This window comes from Janthinobacterium sp. LM6 (assembly GCF_002002885.1).
Classification (GTDB): Bacteria; Pseudomonadota; Gammaproteobacteria; order Burkholderiales; family Burkholderiaceae_D; genus Janthinobacterium; species Janthinobacterium kumbetense.
The window spans coordinates 3,968,998-3,988,584 of sequence record NZ_CP019510.1; the positions used below are offsets into that span (position 1 = coordinate 3,968,998).

18 protein-coding genes are annotated in these 19,587 nt (G+C 66.0%); 6 read left to right on the top strand and 12 right to left on the bottom strand.

Features of this window, described 5'->3' with window-relative positions; all coding sequences use genetic code 11:
* Positions 1 to 147 precede the first annotated feature (147 nt).
* The 4 genes from BZG29_RS17425 (at position 148) to BZG29_RS17440 (ending at position 5,531) form a co-directional block, all read left to right on the top strand.
* Complete coding sequence (locus tag BZG29_RS17425; protein WP_253192622.1) at positions 148 to 912, top strand: alpha/beta hydrolase; 765 nt, start codon at positions 148 to 150, stop codon at positions 910 to 912.
* Positions 909 to 1,394, top strand: coding sequence for a dihydrofolate reductase (locus tag BZG29_RS17430; protein ID WP_077405541.1), 486 nt, complete (start codon positions 909 to 911; stop codon positions 1,392 to 1,394). The genes BZG29_RS17425 and BZG29_RS17430 overlap by 4 nt, the downstream gene beginning before the upstream one ends.
* 239 nt (positions 1,395 to 1,633) lie before the next feature.
* On the top strand, positions 1,634 to 3,889 hold the full coding sequence (locus BZG29_RS17435) for an arginine/lysine/ornithine decarboxylase (RefSeq protein WP_077405544.1): 2,256 nt from the start codon (positions 1,634 to 1,636) through the stop codon (positions 3,887 to 3,889).
* Between the two features lie 253 nt (positions 3,890 to 4,142).
* Positions 4,143 to 5,531: a sigma 54-interacting transcriptional regulator gene (locus tag BZG29_RS17440; RefSeq protein WP_077405547.1), complete on the top strand. Its 1,389-nt coding sequence runs from the start codon at positions 4,143 to 4,145 to the stop codon at positions 5,529 to 5,531.
* Positions 5,532 to 5,537: 6 nt separating this feature from the next.
* Here BZG29_RS17440 and BZG29_RS17445 read toward each other — a convergent pair whose 3' ends face one another.
* The 8 genes from BZG29_RS17445 to BZG29_RS17480 all read right to left on the bottom strand — a co-directional run bounded on the left by BZG29_RS17445 (position 5,538) and on the right by BZG29_RS17480 (position 13,764).
* Positions 5,538 to 6,266, bottom strand: a complete 729-nt coding sequence (locus BZG29_RS17445; protein WP_077405550.1) for an amidohydrolase family protein — start codon at positions 6,264 to 6,266, stop codon at positions 5,538 to 5,540.
* 9 nt (positions 6,267 to 6,275) lie between these two features.
* Positions 6,276 to 6,926: a hypothetical protein gene (locus tag BZG29_RS17450; RefSeq protein WP_077405553.1), complete on the bottom strand. Its 651-nt coding sequence runs from the start codon at positions 6,924 to 6,926 to the stop codon at positions 6,276 to 6,278.
* 34 nt (positions 6,927 to 6,960) lie between these two features.
* On the bottom strand, positions 6,961 to 7,806 hold the full coding sequence (locus BZG29_RS17455) for a GIY-YIG nuclease family protein (protein ID WP_077405556.1): 846 nt from the start codon (positions 7,804 to 7,806) through the stop codon (positions 6,961 to 6,963).
* The gene (locus BZG29_RS17460; protein ID WP_077405559.1) at positions 7,790 to 8,836 is read right to left on the bottom strand and encodes an aminotransferase class I/II-fold pyridoxal phosphate-dependent enzyme; all 1,047 of its coding nucleotides are present in this window, start codon (positions 8,834 to 8,836) and stop codon (positions 7,790 to 7,792) included. Before BZG29_RS17460 ends, BZG29_RS17455 begins: the two co-directional genes overlap by 17 nt.
* Positions 8,837 to 8,856: 20 nt before the next feature.
* Positions 8,857 to 11,031 (bottom strand): hypothetical protein, encoded by a 2,175-nt coding sequence (locus BZG29_RS17465; protein WP_077405562.1) that lies wholly within the window; start codon positions 11,029 to 11,031, stop codon positions 8,857 to 8,859.
* On the bottom strand, positions 11,028 to 12,377 hold the full coding sequence (locus tag BZG29_RS17470; protein WP_077405564.1) for a hypothetical protein: 1,350 nt from the start codon (positions 12,375 to 12,377) through the stop codon (positions 11,028 to 11,030). The genes BZG29_RS17465 and BZG29_RS17470 overlap by 4 nt, the downstream gene beginning before the upstream one ends.
* Positions 12,378 to 12,381: 4 nt before the next feature.
* Complete coding sequence (locus BZG29_RS17475) at positions 12,382 to 13,110, bottom strand: hypothetical protein (protein ID WP_077405567.1); 729 nt, start codon at positions 13,108 to 13,110, stop codon at positions 12,382 to 12,384.
* An 87-nt stretch (positions 13,111 to 13,197) separates the two neighbouring features.
* A complete protein-coding gene (locus BZG29_RS17480; RefSeq protein WP_077405570.1) occupies positions 13,198 to 13,764 on the bottom strand; it encodes a hypothetical protein in 567 nt (188 codons plus the stop codon).
* A 412-nt stretch (positions 13,765 to 14,176) separates the two neighbouring features.
* Between BZG29_RS17480 and BZG29_RS17485 the strand changes: the two genes are divergently transcribed.
* Both BZG29_RS17485 and BZG29_RS17490 read left to right on the top strand, forming a co-directional pair.
* Positions 14,177 to 15,979 carry a DUF1800 domain-containing protein gene (locus tag BZG29_RS17485; protein ID WP_077405573.1) on the top strand — a complete coding sequence of 601 codons (1,803 nt, stop codon included), beginning with the start codon at positions 14,177 to 14,179 and terminating at the stop codon, positions 15,977 to 15,979.
* Positions 15,980 to 15,988: 9 nt separating this feature from the next.
* Positions 15,989 to 17,434 carry a DUF1501 domain-containing protein gene (locus BZG29_RS17490; RefSeq protein WP_077405576.1) on the top strand — a complete coding sequence of 482 codons (1,446 nt, stop codon included), beginning with the start codon at positions 15,989 to 15,991 and terminating at the stop codon, positions 17,432 to 17,434.
* Here BZG29_RS17490 and BZG29_RS17495 read toward each other — a convergent pair.
* From BZG29_RS17495 to BZG29_RS17505, 4 genes are read right to left on the bottom strand one after another with little or no spacing between them, the layout of a single operon-like run.
* Positions 17,431 to 18,297 carry an intradiol ring-cleavage dioxygenase gene (locus tag BZG29_RS17495; RefSeq protein WP_077405579.1) on the bottom strand — a complete coding sequence of 289 codons (867 nt, stop codon included), beginning with the start codon at positions 18,295 to 18,297 and terminating at the stop codon, positions 17,431 to 17,433. The two genes, BZG29_RS17490 and BZG29_RS17495, sit on opposite strands and share 4 nt — an antisense overlap.
* Positions 18,255 to 18,419, bottom strand: coding sequence for a hypothetical protein (locus BZG29_RS28185; protein ID WP_171985041.1), 165 nt, complete (start codon positions 18,417 to 18,419; stop codon positions 18,255 to 18,257). The genes BZG29_RS17495 and BZG29_RS28185 overlap by 43 nt, the downstream gene beginning before the upstream one ends.
* A gap of 3 nt (positions 18,420 to 18,422) precedes the next feature.
* Positions 18,423 to 19,070, bottom strand: a complete 648-nt coding sequence (locus BZG29_RS17500) for a hypothetical protein (protein ID WP_077405582.1) — start codon at positions 19,068 to 19,070, stop codon at positions 18,423 to 18,425.
* Positions 19,071 to 19,085: 15 nt separating this feature from the next.
* On the bottom strand, positions 19,086 to 19,580 hold the full coding sequence (locus BZG29_RS17505; protein WP_077405585.1) for a Spy/CpxP family protein refolding chaperone: 495 nt from the start codon (positions 19,578 to 19,580) through the stop codon (positions 19,086 to 19,088).
* Between the last annotated feature and the right edge of the window lie 7 nt (positions 19,581 to 19,587).

The window sequence follows — 19,587 nt, forward strand, 5'->3', positions numbered from 1 at the left end:
CCATAAAGTTCCTGCTTGCCAGCCGCGCACTATTGAAAATAATGCCATATGGAAAAATCGTGCCGCTGTCCCGATGCGCAAAATGACGGATAATGCCGCTCGACAAAAATTTTTCACTCTCATTTTCACTATCAAGCAGGTTTGTCCTTGATCAATATACGACTCGACTGCATTCCTGGCACCCTGTGCGACGCACGCCTGTGGTCGCGCCTGGCGCCTGCCCTGGGCGACGCCTTTGAGCTGCGGCACGTCCCCCTGCACCAGGCGCGCACGCGCCCGCAGATGCAGCAGATGATCGCCAGCCACAGCGCTCCGCAAGCCCATCTGGTGGGCTTTTCGCTGGGCGCCTACCTGGCGCTCGAACACGCGCTGGCGCACCCGCAGCGTGTGAAATCCCTCACTTTGATCGCCAATTCGGCCAAAGGTTTGCTGCCGGCGGAAATCGAAGCGCGCCAGCGCATCGTCGCCATGCTCGAGCGCAATGCCTATACGGGCATCACGCGCCAGCGCCTGCGCGAACTGCTGCACCCGTCGCACTTGCAGGACGGCGGCATCACGGGCCTGATCCAGCAGATGGGGCTGGACCTGGGCAAGGAGGTGCTGCTGGCGCAATTTCTCACCACGATAGCCCGCCCCGACCTGATGGCGCGCTTGCCGGAGCTCGATTTCCCCGTGCTGATCGTGGGCGCCGAAGACGACAAGCTCGTCAATCCCGACGACCTGCGCGCCATGGCCGCCCGCCTGCCGCAAGCCACCTTGCACATACTCAAAGAAGATACCGGCCACATGATTCCGCTGGAAGCGCCGGGCCCGCTGGCCGACGCCATGCGTGCGCATCTGGAGGCTGCCGGCAATTTCAACGATAATGACGGGCATCGGGCATCGCCCCCACCTTTTTCACAGAACCAATGAGCTTACTGACCATCATCGTCGCCACCGACCAGCAAGGCGGCATCGGCATCGACAACACCCTGCCGTGGAAATTGCCGGAAGACCTTGCGCATTTCAAGCGCTTGACGACGGGCCACCCCATCCTCATGGGCCGCAAGACCTTCGATTCCATCGGCCGGCCGCTGCCGAACCGCCGCAACATCGTCATCACGCGCAATGCCGACTGGCGCCATGAAGGCGTGGAAGCGGCGCCGTCGCTGGAAGCGGCCATCGCCCTGCTCGATGGCGCGGAAGGCTATGTGATCGGCGGCGCCGACATCTATAAACAGTCGCTGGCCCTGGCGCAGCGCTTGATCATCACGGAAATCGGCCAGACGTTCGACTGCGACGCGTTTTTCCCCGCCGTGGATCATGCCGTGTGGCAAGAAACCGCGCGCGAAGCGCATGTGTCGGAAAAATCCGGCCTGCCTTACGCCTTTGTCACCTTGCAACGCAAAGCCTGATAAGGTTGATGTTGATTAACAGAATGTTGCTGTAATACCCCTGTCACACCGTTGCGTCACGCTAGCGCAAGCTTGTGGCGCTTTGGTGCGATATTTTTTTCCCGCAGAGGCCGCATTTCTGCGAGAATCCCGTTCTTATTTTTTTTATGCGGCTGCCGGGTTGTACTACCGCCTGACCGTCGCGCCCTAGTCCGCCCCTTCACATTTGTCAGGGGCGGCTTGCTTTTTTGGAGACATGCATGAAATTTCGTTTCCCCATCGTCATCATTGACGAGGATTTCCGTTCTGAAAATACGTCCGGCCTGGGCATTCGCGCCCTTGCCGCCGCAATGGAAAAAGAAGGCATGGAAGTGCTGGGCGTGACCAGCTACGGCGATTTGTCGCAATTTGCCCAGCAGCAATCGCGCGCGTCAGCCTTCGTGCTGTCGATCGACGATGAAGAATTCGGCGCCGGTTCCATCGAGGAAACCGATCACGCCTTGAAGTCGCTGCGCGCCTTCGTCGAGGAAATCCGCTACAAGAACGCCGACATTCCTATTTACCTGTACGGCGAAACGCGCACCTCGCGCCATATTCCGAACGATATCCTGCGCGAACTGCATGGTTTCATCCACATGTTCGAAGATACGCCGGAATTCGTCGCGCGCCACATCATCCGCGAAGCGAAATCCTACCTGGACGGCCTGTCGCCGCCGTTCTTCCGCGCGCTGGTGCACTACGCCAACGACGGCTCCTACTCGTGGCACTGCCCCGGCCACTCGGGCGGCGTGGCCTTCCTGAAGTCGCCGATCGGCCAGATGTTCCACCAGTTCTTCGGTGAAAACATGCTGCGCGCCGATGTCTGCAACGCCGTCGAGGAACTGGGCCAGCTGCTCGACCATACCGGCCCTGTCGCCGCGTCCGAACGCAATGCGGCGCGCATCTTCAATGCCGACCATTGCTATTTCGTTACCAACGGCACCTCGACCTCGAACAAGATGGTGTGGCATTCGACCGTGGCGCCAGGCGACATCGTCGTCGTCGACCGCAATTGCCACAAATCAATCTTGCATTCGATCATCATGTGCGGCGCCATTCCCGTGTTCCTGATGCCGACGCGCAATCACCTGGGCATCATCGGCCCTATCCCGCTGCACGAATTCACGCCGGAAAGCATTGCCCGCAAGATCGAAGCGAATCCGTTCGCGCGCGAAGCGAAGAACAAGAAGCCGCGCATTTTGACCATCACGCAATCGACCTACGATGGCGTGATCTACAACGTGGAAACCCTGCGCGAAATGCTGGACGGCAAGATCGACACCCTGCACTTCGATGAAGCGTGGCTGCCGCACGCCACCTTCCACGATTTCTACAAGAATATGCACGCCATCGGCAAGGACCGTCCGCGCGCCAAGGAATCGATGATCTTCTCGACCCAGTCCACGCACAAATTGCTGGCCGGCCTGTCGCAGGCCTCGCAAATCCTCGTGCGCGAATCGGACACGGTCAAGCTGGACCAGGACGCCTTCAACGAGGCTTACCTGATGCACACCTCGACCTCGCCCCAGTATTCCATCATCGCCTCATGCGACGTGGCCGCGGCCATGATGGAAGCGCCGGGCGGCACGGCCCTGGTGGAAGAATCGATCATGGAAGCGCTCGATTTCCGCCGCGCCATGAAGAAGATCGACCAGGAATGGGGCCAGGACTGGTGGTTCCAGGTGTGGGGCCCGGCCAGCTTCAACGACGAAGGCATGGGCCGGCAGGAAGACTGGATGATACGCGCCGAGGATGACTGGCACGGCTTCGGCGACCTCGCTCCCGGCTTCAACATGCTCGACCCGATCAAGGCGACCATCGTCAACCCGGGCCTGTCGCTGGACGGCCAGTTCGGCGACACGGGCATTCCCGCGTCCATCGTCACCAAGTACCTGGCCGAGCACGGCGTCATCATTGAAAAATGCGGCCTGTACTCGTTCTTCATCATGTTTACCATCGGCATCACCAAGGGCCGCTGGAATACCCTCTTGACAGCCTTGCAACAATTCAAGGACGACTACGACAAGAACCAGCCGATGTGGCGCATCCTGCCGGAATTTGCGGCGGCCAACCCACGCTACGAAAAAATGGGCTTGCGCGACCTGTGCCAGCAAATCCACGATTTCTACAAGGCTTACGATGTGGCCCGTCTGACGACGGAAATGTATCTGTCGGACATGATCCCGGCCATGAAGCCGTCGGACGCGTTCGCCAAGATGGCGCACCGCGAAATCGAGCGCGTGGCCATCGACGAACTGGAAGGCCGCATCACGTCCATCCTGCTGACGCCGTACCCGCCGGGCATCCCGCTGCTGATCCCGGGCGAGCGCTTCAACAAGACCATCGTCGACTACCTGCGCTTCGCACGCGACTTCAACGAGCGCTTCCCGGGCTTCGAGACGGATGTGCATGGTCTCGTGAAACGCGAAGTCGATGGCAAGCGCGGTTACTTCGTCGACTGCGTTCGTCAGGACTAGAGCACCTAGAAAACGTCCATGGCGGCGTTGCATTGCCTCGCCGTACTATTCGTACTGTCTTCGGCAACGCGCCTTGCCCTGAACGTTTCTAGGCACTCTCGTGATGTTCGTTGAACCGCACGCATTGACGCCGCCTGATATGCATCAGGCGGCGTTTTTCATTGTGGGCCTCCCGCGCACGCTTGCGCCAGATCAAACGGCTGGGGTATCGGACTCCTAAGATGGGCCACTCTCGTACTGGGATGGCCCGTATATGGCGCTCAAGGTGTGGCTGGAAATCATGCAGCAGGCGGCGGCTGGCAGTGGCGCCTTGCTGGCGGCGGCCTTGAAGCAGGCTCAGGTAACTATAGCCCGGCGGCACGGCGGCGAAGAAGATGGAACGGGCATCGTGCTGTTCGCCGAAGCCAATACGGCGCTGCTGCAAGCGCTGCCGGCGCTGTGCAGCCATGCCCGCGTGCTGGCCATCGCCGCCTGCGGCCAGGCCCTCAGTTGCGCGCAACAGCGGGCCCTGCTGGCGGCCGGCGCCCTCGATGTGCTGCTGTGGCCTGGCGGCGCCGTCGATGCGGGCCAGGTGCTGGCGCGCCTGCAGCGCTGGCAAGCCGTGGCGCAGTTGCTGGCGTCCAGCGCCGTGCGCCGGCAACTGGTGGGCGGCAGCGCTGTCTGGACCGCCTTGCTGCACCAGGTGGTAGAAATGGCCGCCTTCAGCCAGGCCCCGATGCTGATCACGGGCGAGACGGGCACGGGCAAGGATTTACTGGCGCAACTGGTCCACCGCCTGGGCAACTGCCGGGGCGACTTCACCATCCTCGACTGCACCACCCTGTCGCCGGAACTGGCTGGCAGCGAACTGTTCGGCCATGAACGGGGCGCGTTTACGGGCGCGGCGGCGCCGCGCGACGGCGCTTTCGCCCTGGCCGACGGCGGCGTGCTCTTCCTCGACGAAGTGGGCGAACTGCAGCTGCCCCTGCAGGCGCAGCTGCTGCGCGCCATCCAGGAACGCAAATACAAGCGCGTGGGCGGCAATACCTGGCAACCGACACAATTTCGCCTCGTCTGCGCCACCAACCGCGCACTGGAAGACGAGGTGGCGCGCGGCGCCTTCCGCGCCGACCTGTATTACCGCATCGCCGGCTGGCGTTGCCAAACCCCGCCCCTGCGCGAGCGCCAGGACGACATCCTGCCGCTGGCCCGGCATTTCCTCGCCGAACTGGCCCAGCAGCCCCCGCCCCCGCTGGACGCCGCCGTGCGCGAATACCTGCTGCTGCGCGACTATCCGGGCAATGTGCGCGAGCTGCGCCAGACCGTCACGCGCATCTGGCACCGCCATTGCGGTCCCGGCCCCATCACCATCGGCGCCCTGCCCCCCGAAGAACGGCTGCTGGCGCCGCCCTGGCCCGACCAGCACTTCGAAGCGGCCGTGCGGCGGGCCCTGGCCCAGGGCTGCAAGCTGTCGCATATCACGCGCTGCGCCACCGACATGGCCATCCGCCTCGTGCTGGCCGAGGAACACGGCAACAACCAGCGCGCCGCCGCCCGCCTGGGCGTGACGGACCGTGCCCTGCAGATACGCCGCAAGGCGGCCGCCTGCGCGGCGCAAGCCGCTACTGCCGCCAGTATTGCGACACCTCCGGCCATGCCTTGATCTGCCTCAAGTCAGCCGTGCCAGCCGCAAAAAATTGCCACCCGTGATCAAAGCCGCGTCCAGCGGCGGCAAGCCCAGCAGGTCAATCTTGTGCAATTCCAGCCCCGGATGCAGCCAGGGACCATCCGAGCCGAACAGGATCTTGTGCGGTCCCGCGCGGCGCACGGCCTGCTGCAGCAAGTCGAAGCGGCGCACGCCCGAGCTGTCCGCATGGATGTTGCGGTGGCGCGCCAGATGGTCGACCAGCGCCAGCTGCGCCGCCCAGTCGTCGCCGAAGCTGCCCAGATGGGGCAGGATGAAATCGACGTCGGGATACTGCTGCGCCAGCAGTTCGGCCACGGCCACCTCGCCGGCCGGGTCGTACAGCACGGGCAAGCCGAAGAAGCGGGCCGCGTCGCACACTTCGCCGCTGATGCGCGCATCGAACCGGTGCGCCTTGATGCCGACAAAACCGTAGCGCTCGACGGCCGTGCGCACCAGGTCCAGGATGCGGCCCCGGTCGCGCCGCGCATGCACGAAGGCAAAGCCGTAGAAACGCTGCGGATCGGACGCGACCAGGCGCGCCACGCCGTGGTTGGCAATCGCATAATCGGAGTGGAAGGTAGCGAACAGCACGCTGCGGGCGATGCCGGCCGCCTGCGCGCGGCGCAGATAGGCTTGCAGCGGCGCATCGCTGTCCCACGGCCCGCTCAAGCCGTCGCCCGGTCCCGCATGGCAATGGCAGTCGATGATCATCTTGCCGCGCTATTGCCAATCGCCCATGACGACGATGCGGTTGCCGCGCCGGCGCCAGCGCCCGCTCTCCTCCTCGCTCTGCGGCGCGGCCGAACGAAAATGCGGCAGTTGCTGGTGCAGGGCCCGCGTCAGCGCGCTTTCCACGGCGCGCGCGCTGCCGTCGCCGTCGGCCGCCAGGCGCGCCGCCTGCCCCGCGATGCGCACGAAGCGGCGCGCCAGCTCCAGTTCGCGGTCGGCCGGCGCTGCGGCCTCCAGCTCCAGTTCCAGCGCATTGCTGGCGGCGCGCCCCAGGGCCGAACCGAGCGCCGTGCCCACGCCCGGTATCGGGATCATCGAACCGAGGGCGCCGCCGACAAAGGGCAAGGCCGTCTTGGCCACGGCCTTCAAGGCGCCGCCCAGGGGCTTGGCCACCTTGGCGATGGTCGAGCCCACCTTCTTGACGCCCTTCCACACGCTCTTGAAGACGTTGCCGAGAAACTGTTCCAGTTCCTCCTCGCTGGACACTTCCAGCAATTCCATGGCCAGCTGCAACTCTTCCTCTTCGCTGAAGACGGCCGGCGCGCGGGCCTTGCCGGGCCAGTCCTGGCCGAATTCCAGCACTTCAAACGCAGCGCCGGCCCGCTGGCGGCATTGGGCGCATTCACATTCAAGTTGGTGCATGGTGCTCTCCTTCGCAGTAATGAACGGGCTCTCGTCAGTTCCACATTTCGCCCAGCACAGCCAGTTCCAGTTCGCGCCGCTGGTTGGTCAGCACGCCGCGCTGGTTGGCAAACATGTCGTCGTGGATGCGCTGCTCGATGCGGCGCCGCTGCGCCGCCGAGGACAGGGCCGCCACGTACACCTGGTGACCGCTCAAGTCGACGCCCATCATCTGGCCGCACAGCCGGTGCTGCAGCAAACGCCGGTGCAGATCGTCCGTCTGGCCGCTGTAGGCGCGGCGCCGCCCGCCCGCATCGAACTCGATCACATACAGGCCCGCCCCCCGTCCATTCGGGTCGCGCAAGGCATTGGCCAGCGTCCCCAGCGCCTGGTAATTCAGGGCCGCCGCTTCCGGCACCCGGCCCATGGTGCCGGCCAGGGTGGGCGGGATTTCACCCTGCTGCCCGTCATCGTCCTGACCCTGATCCTGGCCCGCATCGATGCCCGGCTCCGGCTCCTGCTGGTCGCCAAACGCCGGTTCCGCCACGGGATAGGCCTGCGGATAGAGGGTCGGGTAGATGGGCACATAGCCGCCCCAGCTCCGGTAGCGCGGCGGCAGATAGGGCAAGGGCGGCGGTGCGGGACGCGGCGGCCTGCGCGCCGGATTCGCCTGGTAGCGCGGCGGTGCGGGACGGCGCTGTCCGCGCAGAGGCGGCCGCGCGCGCAGCCCGCCGCCGCGCATGCCGCCGCGCGCGCCACCGGGGGGCCAGCGCTCGCCCTCCCATTCGGCCTCGCCCTCTTCCTCCCCTTGCCACTCCTGCGACCACTCCGGCGCCCACTCCTGCTCGCCGGCCGCTCCCGGCTGCCCCGCAAAGGGCAGCATTTCAAACGTTTCGTTCATATCGCCTCCTGATGTGATGTTCAAGCAAGTCCATCGCCTGCTCCAGTTGCCGCGGCGTCTGGTCGGCCCGCAGCAGAAAAGTCAGCGCGCCGGGACCGTCCCCCGCTTGCGCCAGCGACAGCACGCCCGCTGCGCGCAAGACCTGTTGCAAATGGGCGCGGCCGGGCAGGCGCTGCACGGGAAAGCTGCCGCCCCGGCAGGCGATGCCGGCCGCCGCCATCCCCGCCCTCCATTGCGCCACCCTGTCCCCCAGCTTGGCGCGCAGGGTATCGCCATGGCGCGCATTGAGCGCCAGCGCGCGCCGCGCCGCCGCCAGCACGGCTGCCGAAGGCGGACTGGCATGCACGCGCGTCTGGCTGTGCGCCGTGAAGCGCCGCAGCAAGTTCCCGCTGCCCGCCAGCACGGCCAGCGGCACGCCGAAACCCTTGGCCAGCGAGGCGCCGATGATCAGGTGGCCGCCCCCCTTGTCGTAGCCGCCCGGCAAGCCATGCAGCCGCGCCGAGCCGCCACCCTGTGTACCCGCCACGCCCAGCACCTGCGTGTCGTCCAGCAGCAGATAACCGCCCCCCTGGCGCGCCAGGGCCGCGTAGCCGGCCAGCGGCAAGACCTGTTCGCTGCCCGGCACATAGCCATCGGCCAGGATCAGCGGGCGCCGCCCCTGCCGGCCCCAGTCCGCCGCCAGGCGCCGCAGCACCGCCATCTCGCCGCTGGGAAACATGCGTAGGGGCAAGCCCAGCGCCTGCGCCCGCTCGGCGCCCCAGCGCGCGATGGCGTAGCTGCCGCCATCGACGAGGATCACCAGCCGCTCGGCAGCCAGCATGCCGAACAGGTCCCAGAACAGGTGCAGGGTCGACGGCAGCATGCAGGCGGCCTCGCAGCCTTGCAGCGCAGCCAGGCTTGCTGCCAGGGCTTGCGCGCCGGGCGGCTCCTGCAGCGCTGCCGGCTGGCCCAGGGTCAGGCTGCTCCACGGCGCCAGCGCGGCCGCCGGATGGCGCATGCCCAGATACAGCGCACTGGTAAAATCGAGCATGCACGCGCCCCGCTCCCGTCCTAGACGCTGCGCAGCTGCTGGCTCAGGCGCTGGCGCAGCAACACCGAAGGCATCGTCGCTTCGATCGCCGGGTCGCTGCTGTCGACGGACAAATCGACCCCGGTGGCGGCGCGGTAGCCATGGATATAGCCCTGCACTTGCGGACGCCAGAAACGGGCCCAGTTGAAGGCCTGCGTGGGTTCGTAGATGTCGCTCCAGTTGCCGTAGCGCACGGAGAGCAGCAATTGCTCGCCAAAGATGGCCAGGTTGCGGAAATGCATCACGCTCGTATCCGTCCAGCCCTGCAGTTTCTTCATGGCATCAACGCGATCCATCCACGGTTCCGGATACGCCACCATCACGCGCGTCGGTAGGAATTCGCGGAATTCGGGGCGCGCCAGCATCCATTGCTGCATCAGCATTTCGATGCGCGCCGTCGACGGCAAGTCGCCGAACTGGTTGTGCGCGCCCTGCGACAGGATCAAATGGATTTCCTTCAAGGCATTCAGCACGGGGAAGGCGTCCGCTTTGACGGTGGTGTCGTCATCCTGCTTGTAGAACGAGGTCAACAGGCGCAGCAAATGGTGGAACGCTTCCAGGAATTTCGAGCGGCTGTCGGCTGGCCGGAAGTGCTGGACCGCCTTGCCATCGAGCCGCACGCCGTAATGGTGGTCGTACTCGTAGTTGCGGCGCACCACGGTCAGCCGGTGCTGCTCATCTTGCGTGTATCCCCAGAGCAAGTTGTTCAGGGGACGCAGCATGTCGATTTCCGTGTTCGACAGGGGATCGAGGCCGCCGCCGGGGGCGCGCAGGTTCTGGAAGCGTTGCGCGATGGCGTTCATGGTCTGCACCAGCATGCCCTCTTCATGCCAGTACGACCAGATCAGTTCCAGCAGGCAAGGGTTCGCCAGCTTTTCCTGGATGATGCCAAAGCACAGGTCCACCTCGCCTTCCTGGCCGCGCGGGATGCTGATGGGGATGTCGGGCAATTTGCGGCGGATCACGGCCAGGTAGGGCAAGGTCTGGAAGCCGTCGATGTTTTCCAGGTAATCGTTGCGCAGCACGGTTTCCAGGTCGCGCCCCTGCGGGATGTCGCGCCGGTCCAGATACGCGTTGTCTTCGGCCGGATTGAAGGCCAGCGGCTGGTTCAGCACGCCGCAATTGACCATCACGAACGCTTCCGTCGCCACTTTCAGCACGCGGTAGGAGTCCGAATCGGAAAACGGCAGCGCGCGGCGCTGCTTGAGCTGCTGGAACATGTCGGCCTTCTTGACGAAGCGCTCCTGCTCGAAGCCGCGCACCGCGGCCAGGTCGCCGCAAAACAGGCTGTCCATGAAATGCAGGTAATTCGTAAACGACATCGCCTCGGTGCTGTTGCGTATCAGGGTCCACAGCGGCAAGTCTTCCGTCGGCTCCGTTTCCGTGCGCGTCAGCGACACGCCCACATTGCCCGAGATGGGCTGCGGCTGGCGCTCTTCCGTCTCGTATTCCGCATCCACGGCCAGCATGGCGTTCGGACTCAGCCCTTCCGGCACGGGCAAGGCACTGCGCAGGTCGGGCCGCTGCGACAGCATCATCTGCGCCATGAAACGGTGCATGCCGGCGCGCCGCACGGGTGTGGAAAAGGCGTTCGGCGTGCCGCGCATGGGCACCCATGGCGCGGCGGCCAGCACCTGCACTTGGTCGCGCCCGTCCGCGGTTTGATCGCCGTCAAACGAGACGCTGGCCACGGCACGGTCGCCCACCCTGCCGAAATTGCAGTCGCTGGGATGGCAGTCCGGTGTTTCGAAGGCCAGTCCCACCTGCGGGTTGAGCTGCGGCTTGAAGCACAGCACGGCACTGCAGCCGGCCTGCACCGTCACGCACTGGGGCGCCGTGGCGGGGAAATTGCCATACACGCCCACGTAGCTGCCCGTCGCCAGGTCGGCAAACACGGTGCTGCCACGGCCATCCGTCCAGCGCACGCCGACCAGCATGGCGGGGTCTGGTACCCAGGTGGCGGCGTTGAAATCATGGCAGTCCGCCTCGGCGCCCCGGTACAGGCTGATCGCGGCATTGACGACCATGGCCCCGCTGTCCTGCTCGTGTACGGTGACGACGATGCTGCCGCCCTGCTGTTTCGGACCCGCCTGGCCCGCCGCCCCGCTCCTGCTGCCCATCTTGCCACCCATCTTGCTGCTCATCTTGCTGCTCATGTCATTCTCCTCAATGGATAATCAAACGGCCTGCCGGACCGGCGGCCATGCCGCACGACATCCGCACACAGCTCCGACGTGTCCAGGGTGCTGCGCAGGGCCCAGTGGGTCAGCAAACGCCCCAGCAGCTCGCTTTCGTCTTCCGGGCTCAAGGTGGCGCTGGCGCGCGCCTGGCCCAGCACGGCGAACACCAGGGTCGGCGTCGCCTGGTACATCTGCGCCGGCGCCAGGGTCCAGCTGCGAAACAGCTGCGCCAGCATGGCCGGCTGGCGCGTATGCACGTCCATGGCTTCGACCAGCGAGCCGCCGCGCAAGGCCGGCGGCCGGTGCTGCACCAGCAAGCCCACCAGGGCGTCCATGCTGGCCTGCAACTGTTCCAGCAACCGCTGCCGGGCCGGCGGCAAGCCGGCCAGCGGGTAATACGACAGCCACAGCTGTTCCAGGCGATCCCACTGCGGATGCGGATACAAAGCCCGTCCCATGGCGCAGCTCAGGCGCACCCGCAGCCATGGCACCGGATGGGGATCGTCGATATTGAGACGGAAGACAAACACGCGCGGCAGGCTGACCACGCCGATCAGGCCCAGGGTGGCGGCCACGCCGACCCGCGCCAGCGACCAGAAATCGGCCACGATCTCGGAGATCCACCGCTCCCACAACTGCCAGACGTGAACCAGGCCGCTGCCGCCGTGCTGCATGGCTTGCAGCACGGGCCGCAAGGACGCCACCAGGTCCAGCAGCGCCGCGCCCTGGTGGCCGATCTCGTGCACCAGCGACGAGGCGATGCCGCTGCCTATCATGCGTTCGCGCGGCAGGCGGATGATGGCGACGGGATTGTCGCCGCCGCCGGGCAGGCGCGTGCGCGCACGGCGGATGGCCGCGCCCGGCCCCCGGTCCAGGTAGCAGATCACGGGCGGCGCCTGGTAGACATCGCCGGGCAGCGCCAGCGCATCGGCGGCAACGATGTCGAGGCCGGCCAGCCACACGCCCGTCTTGTGCTCGCTGCGCTGGGTGATGACTTCGTTGAACAGGTCGAACTGGGTCAGCGCGGCATTGAACTTCAGGCGCAGGAAAGTGAAGCGGCGCTGGGCCTCGGCAGCCGTGGCCATGCTGGCGCCGTCGGCGCGCTCGCGCCGCAGCCACCACTGGAACTGGGCCACCATGCGCCGCAAGGCGCGCCTGCCCTGCACCAGCTGGCTTTCGATGGCCGACTGGGCGCTGGGCATCAGGGCCGCCGCCAGCACCGTCGGCTCGATCAGCGCGAACGGTTCCAGCCGCGCCAGCCGCGTCAGCAGCGAGCGCGCCTCCTGCTCCAGCATCCAGGCTGCATAAGCGCCGATGGCCATGATGTCAGACGCCGTACAGGACGATCTTGTGGCCTTGCCGCGCCCAGCGCCCGCTGGATGGGCGCATGCCGGCCTGGCTGCGCACGCCTGCCGGCGCCATGCCGCCCCCCGCAGCTGCGCCGCTGCCGTTCTGCGTGGCGACCTGGCCGCCCGGACGGCCCAGCAGGCCTGGCGCGAACTGGCGCGCCGCCGCGCTGGCCGCCGCCTGGGCGATGGCGCGCGGGTCGCCATTGCCGCGCGCTTGCGCGGCGCGGTTGACGGTATCGGCCGCCAGGCGCACGAACTGCTTGGCGCCCTCGAATTCTCGGTCTTCGTTCGACGACGCTTCCGCTTCCAGCCCCAGGGCGCTGCCGGCGGCCGAGGCCAGGCCGCTGCCGATCTTGGCGCCCAGCGGGCCGCCGAAATAGCCGCCGATGGCGCCGCCCGCCAGGGGAATGGCCTTCTTCGCCACGCCCTTGAGCACGCCGCCGATGGCTTGTCCCACGGGCGACTTGATGATGCCGCCCGCCACGGAGGCGGCCTTGCGCAGGAAATTGCCGAGAAACTGTTCCAGTTCGGCTTCATTGCTGACCGACAACAGTTCATTCGCCAGTTCCATCTCCTCGGCCTCGGAAAACATGGCGTTCGCGCCGCCCTCGCCGCTCCACTCGCCCTGGCCAAACTCGAACTGTTCCGCTTCAAAGCCGGACATTTCCTGTCCGTATTCCAGGGTCGTACGATCCAAGTCATGCATGATGAACTCCTCAAAGTTAGCACCTCGGTTGACACTTCAGTTGACACCTCAGCTGACACAACAGTGCCGGACGCAGCAGCCGTCCGGCTAACAATCGAGCACGACGATGTGCCCGCCCTCGCGGCGCCAGTGGCCACCGTCCCGTCCCGGCATTTGCGCCGCCTGCCTGAGCAAGCCTGGCGCCACGCGGCGTGCCACTTGCAGCAAGGCGGTGTCCACCCGCGTCCTGGGGTCGCGCACGCCCAGGACGCCGTCCTGCACCAGCGCCGTGTTGACGGCATCGATCAGGTGCACGACCTGGCGCGCCAGTTCGAATTCCTTGTCTTCCGGGCTCAATCCTTCCAGTTCCATGCCGAAAATGCCCGCAGCGCGCCGCTTGAGCGCCTGCGGCGAGCCACCATGCAGGGGCAGCAAGGGCGCCACTACCTTGCCCAGCAACTGGCGCAGCGGCCCTTCCAGCGGCGTGCCGCGCACTTGCTGGCCCGCCGCGGTGGCGCCCAGCTGGTGCGCCAGGAAAGCATCGAATTGGGCCGGCCCCTGCAATTCCAGCAACTGCGCCGCCAGCGCCAGCGCATCTTCCTGCTGCAGCGGCAGCATGCCCGGCGCTTCAGGCAATTCCATTTCGGGACGATAGGCGAGCAGGCGGCTGGTCATGACAGGCTCCGGTGGAAGGCGGGCGGGCGGCCCATGCCTCCCTGACGCAAGGGCCGTGCCAGTCCGGCGCAGGGGGAGCCAGGGACAGGACGGCGAACGGCGTTTCGCCGATAGCGTAAAAACCATGGTTTCCGGCGAAGCGGGTTTCGCTGTCAAGATGAGCTTTCAAACAAGCTTAATTGGCCGGAATGATTACGTCGCCTATCCGCCACAGTGCTTGTTATCGACAAAAAATATTTTTCATTTTCAAAAAACAAACTTCGCGCTACCGCGCCAAAAACACCATCAACACCACGCCAACGGACGATAAAAATAAACGTGGCCAACACGTAAATAGTTAATTGGAAACAGGATTTTGGTAGGCAAGCCCTACAATTAACGGGCCAGAATTTGATTGCCTGAAAGAAACTAAATGATAGACCCTACCTTGCGCCGTTTATTGGCCATCACATTACTCAGCCTGCTTGCCGCCTGCGGCGGTGGCAGCGACAGCAAGACCGGCGCCACCCAGAACCCGGACATATCGGTCGTGCCGCCCGCGACCACCGCCCCCGGCGATCCGGCCAACCCCGGCACCAAGCCGGGCGACACCATCCCGCCGCCGCCCCTGACCACGCCGCCGGCCAACCAGACAGCCACCTTCACGCGCGCGGAAGCGTCGCGTTTCCTGGGCCGCGCCACGTTCGGGCCGGACATGGCGGCCATCGACGCCCTCGCCGCCAGCGACAGCGACGCCTGGTTCCGCGCGCAGTTTTCCAAGCCGCAAACCTTGCACCGCAAATATATCGACGCCAAGTATCCCGTTGCGGGCGCGGCGGCCACCAAGGCCGTGCCGAACGACTTTTACGAGTCGTTCTGGCAGCAGGCCGTGCGCGGCGACGACCAGCTGCGCCAGCGCGTAGCCTTTGCCCTGTCGGAAATCTTCGTCGTGTCCACGCAAAACGAGAACGTATGGACGCAAACGCGGGGCGTCGCCAGCTATTACGACATGCTGGGGCAACATGCGTTCGGCAACTTCCGCACCCTGCTGCAGGGCGTGGCAACCCATCCGATGATGGGGCTGTACCTGTCGCACCTGCGCAACCAGAAGGAATCGGCCACGCGTACGCCCGACGAGAATTTCGCGCGCGAAGTGATGCAGTTATTTACCATCGGCCTGTACCAGCTGAATGCGGATGGTTCATTGAAATTGTCCGGCGGCAAGCCCATCGACACCTACACGCGCGACGATGTGGGCGGCCTGGCGAAAGTATTTACGGGCTGGAGCTGGGCCGGCCCCGACCAGGGTGCGAACCGTTTCTTTGGCAGCGTGGCCGATCCGGACCGCGACTGGAAACCGATGCAGAACTATGCGGCGTACCACTCCACCAGCGAAAAGCGCTTCCTGGGCGTGAGCGCGGCGGGCGCCGCCGGCGGCGAAGCGGACATGGCGCTGGCCCTCGACACCCTGTTCAACCATCCGAATGCCGGCCCCTTCTTCGGCCGCCAGCTGATCCAGCGCTTAGTGACCAGCAACCCCAGCCCGGCCTATGTGGGCAGGGTTGCGGCCGCCTTCGCCAACAATGGTTCTGGCGTGCGCGGCGACATGCAGGCCGTGATCCGCGCCGTGCTGCTCGACCCCGACGCGCTGGCGCCAGCCGGCAGCAGCCTGCGCACAGGCAAATTGCGCGAACCGCTGGTACGTTTGGGCAACTGGATGCGCGCCTTTCATGCCAGGGATGCGGCCTTGCAGTACCGCATCTATTACCTGAGCGATCCGCTGTCGGGACTGGGGCAGAATCCCATGAACGCGCCGTCCGTCTTCAACTACTTCCGTCCCTCGTACGTGCCGCCCAATTCGGCGCTGGCGACGGCGGGCCTGGTGGCGCCGGAAATGCAGATCACGTCGGAGCCATCCGTCACCGGTTACCTGAACTTCATGCAGGACGCCATCCGCGGCGGCGTGGCGGAAAACAGCGCCGTGCAAGCCGATTACTCGGCCGAACTGGCCTTGGCCGACCAGCCCGCCGCCTTGCTGGACCGGGTCAACTTGCTGTTAATGTCCGGCAATATGTCGTCCCGGCTGCGCGGCAAGATCCTGGCGGCCGTCACGAGCATCGCGATTCCCGCCGCCAGCGGCAGCAATGCCGCGCAAGTGACGACGGCAAAAACCTACCGCGTGCACCTGGCCATTTTCCTGGCCATGGCCTCGCCTGAATACCTGGTTCAAAAATAAGGAAGCAGCATGACTATCACCACTCATTTCTCGCGCCGCCGCTTCCTCGGCTCCATGCTGGGCCTGGCCGGCAGCGCGGCCGCGCCATTCGCCCTCAACCTGGCCGCCATGGGCCAGGCCGCGGCCCAGTCGGCCGACGACTACAAGGCCCTCGTCTGCCTGTTCATGACCGGCGGCAACGATTCCTTCAACACGGTGCTGGCCACGGACACGCCATCGTGGAGCGAATACCTGCGCCTGCGCAACACGGGCAGCAACGATTCGATCCACCTGCCCGGCGTCGGCGAAACGGGCGGCGTGCTGTCGATCACGCCGGCCACGGCGCAAACGGGCCGCAGCTTCGCCCTGCACCCCGCCCTCGCTCCCGTGAAAGACCTGTTCGACGGCGGCCGAGCCGCCATCGTTGCCAACGTGGGCACACTGATCCAGCCTGTGACCCTGGCGCAATACAAGGCGGGCAATGTGGCGCTGCCGCCGAAACTGTTTTCGCATAACGACCAGCAATCGACCTGGCAATCGGGCTTGCCGGAAGGCGCCAGCATCGGCTGGGGCGGACGCCTGGGCGACCTGCTCGGCACGGGCAACGCGAATGCGACGTTTACGGCCATCTCGGCCGCGTCGAACGCGCTGTTCCTCAGCGGGCGCCAGGTGCGCCAGTTCCAGGTGGGCCAGGCGGGCGCCGTGCCGATCCGCAATATCGGCGGCGGCTACCTGTTCGGCGCCACCGAGGGCGAGACGGCCTTGCGCGACATCATCAGCACGGCGGGCGACGACATGATGGAGCAGGAACACGTGGCGACGGTGCAGCGCGCCATTTCCAGCCAGAGCGTGCTGAGCGGCGCCATGCTGGCGGCCGGCGCGGGCGGCGTGCCCAATCCGCCGCCCTACATCAACCCGAACACGGGTGCGTCCAGCGTCAACCAGCTGGCCGTGCAATTGCAGACGGTGGCGCGCATCATCGGCGGGCGCGGTCCCCTGGGCGCGAAACGGCAAGTGTTTTATGTAACCCTGGGCAGCTTCGACACGCATGACCGCCAAAAGGAATTGCATGGCGACCTGATGGCGCGCCTGGCGCACGCGCTCGCGTATTTCGACGCGACCCTGGCCGCCCTGCAGGGCGCCGACGTGCGGCGCCAGGTGACGACGTTTACGGCGTCGGACTTCGGCCGCACCTTCAGCAGCAACGGCGACGGCACGGATCACGGCTGGGGCGCGCACCACTTTGTCGTGGGCGGCGCCGTGAAGGGCCGCGACATCTACGGCGCCTTCCCCGCCACGGGCCTGGGCCATGAGCTGGACGTGGGTTCCGGCGCCCTGCTGCCGACCACCTCCGTCGACCAGTACGGCGCCACGCTGGCCAAATGGTTCGGCGTGGCCGACAGCCAGCTGGCCGAGGTGTTCCCGAACATCGGCAACTTCAGCCGGCGCGACCTGGGTTTCATGACAGCAACTTAACCGTTCACGGCCACCGTCAGGGTCACCACATAACCATCGGTGGCATTGCCCGTCACCGTCGCCATCTGCAGGCTGGTGCCGTCGGCAAAGACATTGTCGGTGGCATAGCTGGTCTGCGCCAGGTTGCGCACGCTGGCCGTGTAGCCGCTGGCCGTGTAAGCCTCGTTTAATGTTGCCATCGGGAAGGTAAACTGCGACGTCTTGATGCGGTTCGCGGCGCTGGCCGCCTTGGCCAGGCTGGGATAGACCTCGAAATGCACGTGCGGCATGCGCCCGGCGTAGCAGCCGGGAAAGATGGTCGTGAAGCCGAGCTTGCCCGCGCTGTCCGTTTCCTGCACGCCGCGCAGGTAATTTTGCGCCGTCACGCCGCTCGAATACAGCGAATACAGGCCGTCGCGGTCGCAATGCCACAGATAGACGGCGTAGCCAGCCAGGCTGGCGCAGCCGCCGCTGGCGTTGAGCAGCTGCAACTTGATGGTGAGCGGCACGCCCGCCGCCACGCCCGTGGCGCCATTGAAACTGGCGCGGATATCGCTGCGCACGACGCCCGACTGGTTCAGCACGTTGATGATGCTGCCGCCATGCGTATTCGTGCCATCGGCCGGATACGGCCCGCCCGTTTCCTCGGGAATCACCGTGCAGGCGCCTGCGGCCGGTATTGTGACGCTGCCGGCGCTGCCGGACGTGCCCGTGCTGGCGCCGCTGCTCGCGGCCGTGCCGCTGGCGTCCGAACCGCCGCCGCAGCTCATCAAGGGCAAGGTGGCGGCGCCCGCCAGCAGCCAGCGCAGGACTTGCCGCCGCTCGGCCGCCTGTTGCCGCATCATTTCGAGGTCGGATGCCAGACCGTGATCATGTAAGTCCATATGTATTCCATCAAGTAGGGCAAGCTCGCCAAGGCAGGGCTCAGGCTGGCGCACAGGAACAGCGCCTGCGTGGCCCGTTGCGCGAGCGCCTTCCTGGCGGCAATGGCGAGCTTGCGTTCCATGCTTCAAGCCGTTGTATTGACCAGGTTACCGCTGGCGGACAGGCTGCCGCCCGCACTCGCCGCGCCCAGGCTGCCCGACAGCGCCTGCAGGAAACTGCCCAGTTTGCTACTGCCGCCGCCCTCATCGCCGCCCAGCGCGCTGAGCAGGCTGGCAAAGCTGGACTGCAAGTCCGTCACGCTGCTGTCCGCGCTCTGCGCGCTGTCGCTGCCATCGTTGCCGGACGTCGAGAATTTTTGCAGCAGGCTTTGCAAATCCGACTCGATATTGCCGGGACCGCCGCGCGCGCCGCCGCCGGGTGGCGGCCCCGAAGGCGGCTCGCCGCCCTCCTCTTGCGCGCCGGTAGCGCCACCGCTCTGCGCATGCAGGCTGCCCATCAGCTGGTGCAGGAAGGCGCCCAGCGCCTGGCCCACGTCGCCGCTGCCGGCGGCGCCGGTGCCTTCCGTCGCGCTATCGCCATCACTGGCATCGACCGTCACGCCTATCGATGACAAGGCGCTGGAAATAGCGTCGAGAAACGCGCCATCGTCGGGCTTTGACGGCCGCGTGCCGCCCGCGCCGCTGGTACTGCCGGTATTGCTGCCGCCGCCCAGGCGGCTGAACGCGCTCAGCTGACTGGCGGCGCTGGTCGAACTCAAGGCACTGATGCTCATCTCACTCTCCTGTGCTTATTGGGGGCGGCGCGGGCCGGGGCGGCTGTCGCCCCGCTGCTGCGCCTGCTTGCGCTGTTCCGGCGTCAGCACGGCCAGCAATTGCTGCTCCAGCCGCGCCTGCTGCAAGCTGATCGCCGCCATGGCTTGCGCCGCCGTGCTGGCCAGCGCGCTGGCCTTCGCATCGTCGTAGGCGCTGGAGGCGGCCAGCGCGCGCAGCTGCGCATGGGCCTTGAAGGCGATCTTTTCCTGTTCCCGCAGCAAGGGCGCCTGGGCATAGGTGGCGGCGAAAATCTTGTCCTGCTGCGCTTCGCTCAAGTCGATGCCGCGCAGGAATGGCGGCAAGCCTGGCGCACCGGATCCGCCGGGTCCGTGAAGCAGGCCGGGCGGCGGCCCTTCCATGGCGCGCGCTGGCGGGCCGTCCGGTGCAGCTTCTTGCTGGGCCAGCGCCAGCAGCGGCATGCTGCAGGCGGACAGCAGCAACAGGGATACGGCAATACTCAGGTATTTCATCGGGCTT

What these genes read in the sequence shown, in the direction of transcription:
- BZG29_RS17430 (WP_077405541.1), top strand. Translation starts at nt 909, where the DNA reads ATGAGCTTACTGACCATCATCGTCGCCACCGACCAGCAAGGCGGCATC.
- BZG29_RS17470 (WP_077405564.1), bottom strand. Translation starts at nt 12,377, where the DNA reads ATGGCCATCGGCGCTTATGCAGCCTGGATGCTGGAGCAGGAGGCGCGC.
- BZG29_RS17455 (WP_077405556.1), bottom strand. Translation starts at nt 7,806, where the DNA reads ATGAACGAAACGTTTGAAATGCTGCCCTTTGCGGGGCAGCCGGGAGCG.
- BZG29_RS17500 (WP_077405582.1), bottom strand. Translation starts at nt 19,070, where the DNA reads ATGAGCATCAGTGCCTTGAGTTCGACCAGCGCCGCCAGTCAGCTGAGC.
- BZG29_RS17475 (WP_077405567.1), bottom strand. Translation starts at nt 13,110, where the DNA reads ATGCATGACTTGGATCGTACGACCCTGGAATACGGACAGGAAATGTCC.
- BZG29_RS17440 (WP_077405547.1), top strand. Translation starts at nt 4,143, where the DNA reads ATGGCGCTCAAGGTGTGGCTGGAAATCATGCAGCAGGCGGCGGCTGGC.
- BZG29_RS17460 (WP_077405559.1), bottom strand. Translation starts at nt 8,836, where the DNA reads ATGCTCGATTTTACCAGTGCGCTGTATCTGGGCATGCGCCATCCGGCG.
- BZG29_RS17445 (WP_077405550.1), bottom strand. Translation starts at nt 6,266, where the DNA reads ATGATCATCGACTGCCATTGCCATGCGGGACCGGGCGACGGCTTGAGC.
- BZG29_RS28185 (WP_171985041.1), bottom strand. Translation starts at nt 18,419, where the DNA reads ATGGAACGCAAGCTCGCCATTGCCGCCAGGAAGGCGCTCGCGCAACGG.
- BZG29_RS17480 (WP_077405570.1), bottom strand. Translation starts at nt 13,764, where the DNA reads ATGACCAGCCGCCTGCTCGCCTATCGTCCCGAAATGGAATTGCCTGAA.
- BZG29_RS17450 (WP_077405553.1), bottom strand. Translation starts at nt 6,926, where the DNA reads ATGCACCAACTTGAATGTGAATGCGCCCAATGCCGCCAGCGGGCCGGC.
- BZG29_RS17485 (WP_077405573.1), top strand. Translation starts at nt 14,177, where the DNA reads ATGATAGACCCTACCTTGCGCCGTTTATTGGCCATCACATTACTCAGC.
- BZG29_RS17495 (WP_077405579.1), bottom strand. Translation starts at nt 18,297, where the DNA reads ATGGACTTACATGATCACGGTCTGGCATCCGACCTCGAAATGATGCGG.
- BZG29_RS17435 (WP_077405544.1), top strand. Translation starts at nt 1,634, where the DNA reads ATGAAATTTCGTTTCCCCATCGTCATCATTGACGAGGATTTCCGTTCT.
- BZG29_RS17505 (WP_077405585.1), bottom strand. Translation starts at nt 19,580, where the DNA reads ATGAAATACCTGAGTATTGCCGTATCCCTGTTGCTGCTGTCCGCCTGC.
- BZG29_RS17490 (WP_077405576.1), top strand. Translation starts at nt 15,989, where the DNA reads ATGACTATCACCACTCATTTCTCGCGCCGCCGCTTCCTCGGCTCCATG.
- BZG29_RS17465 (WP_077405562.1), bottom strand. Translation starts at nt 11,031, where the DNA reads ATGAGCAGCAAGATGAGCAGCAAGATGGGTGGCAAGATGGGCAGCAGG.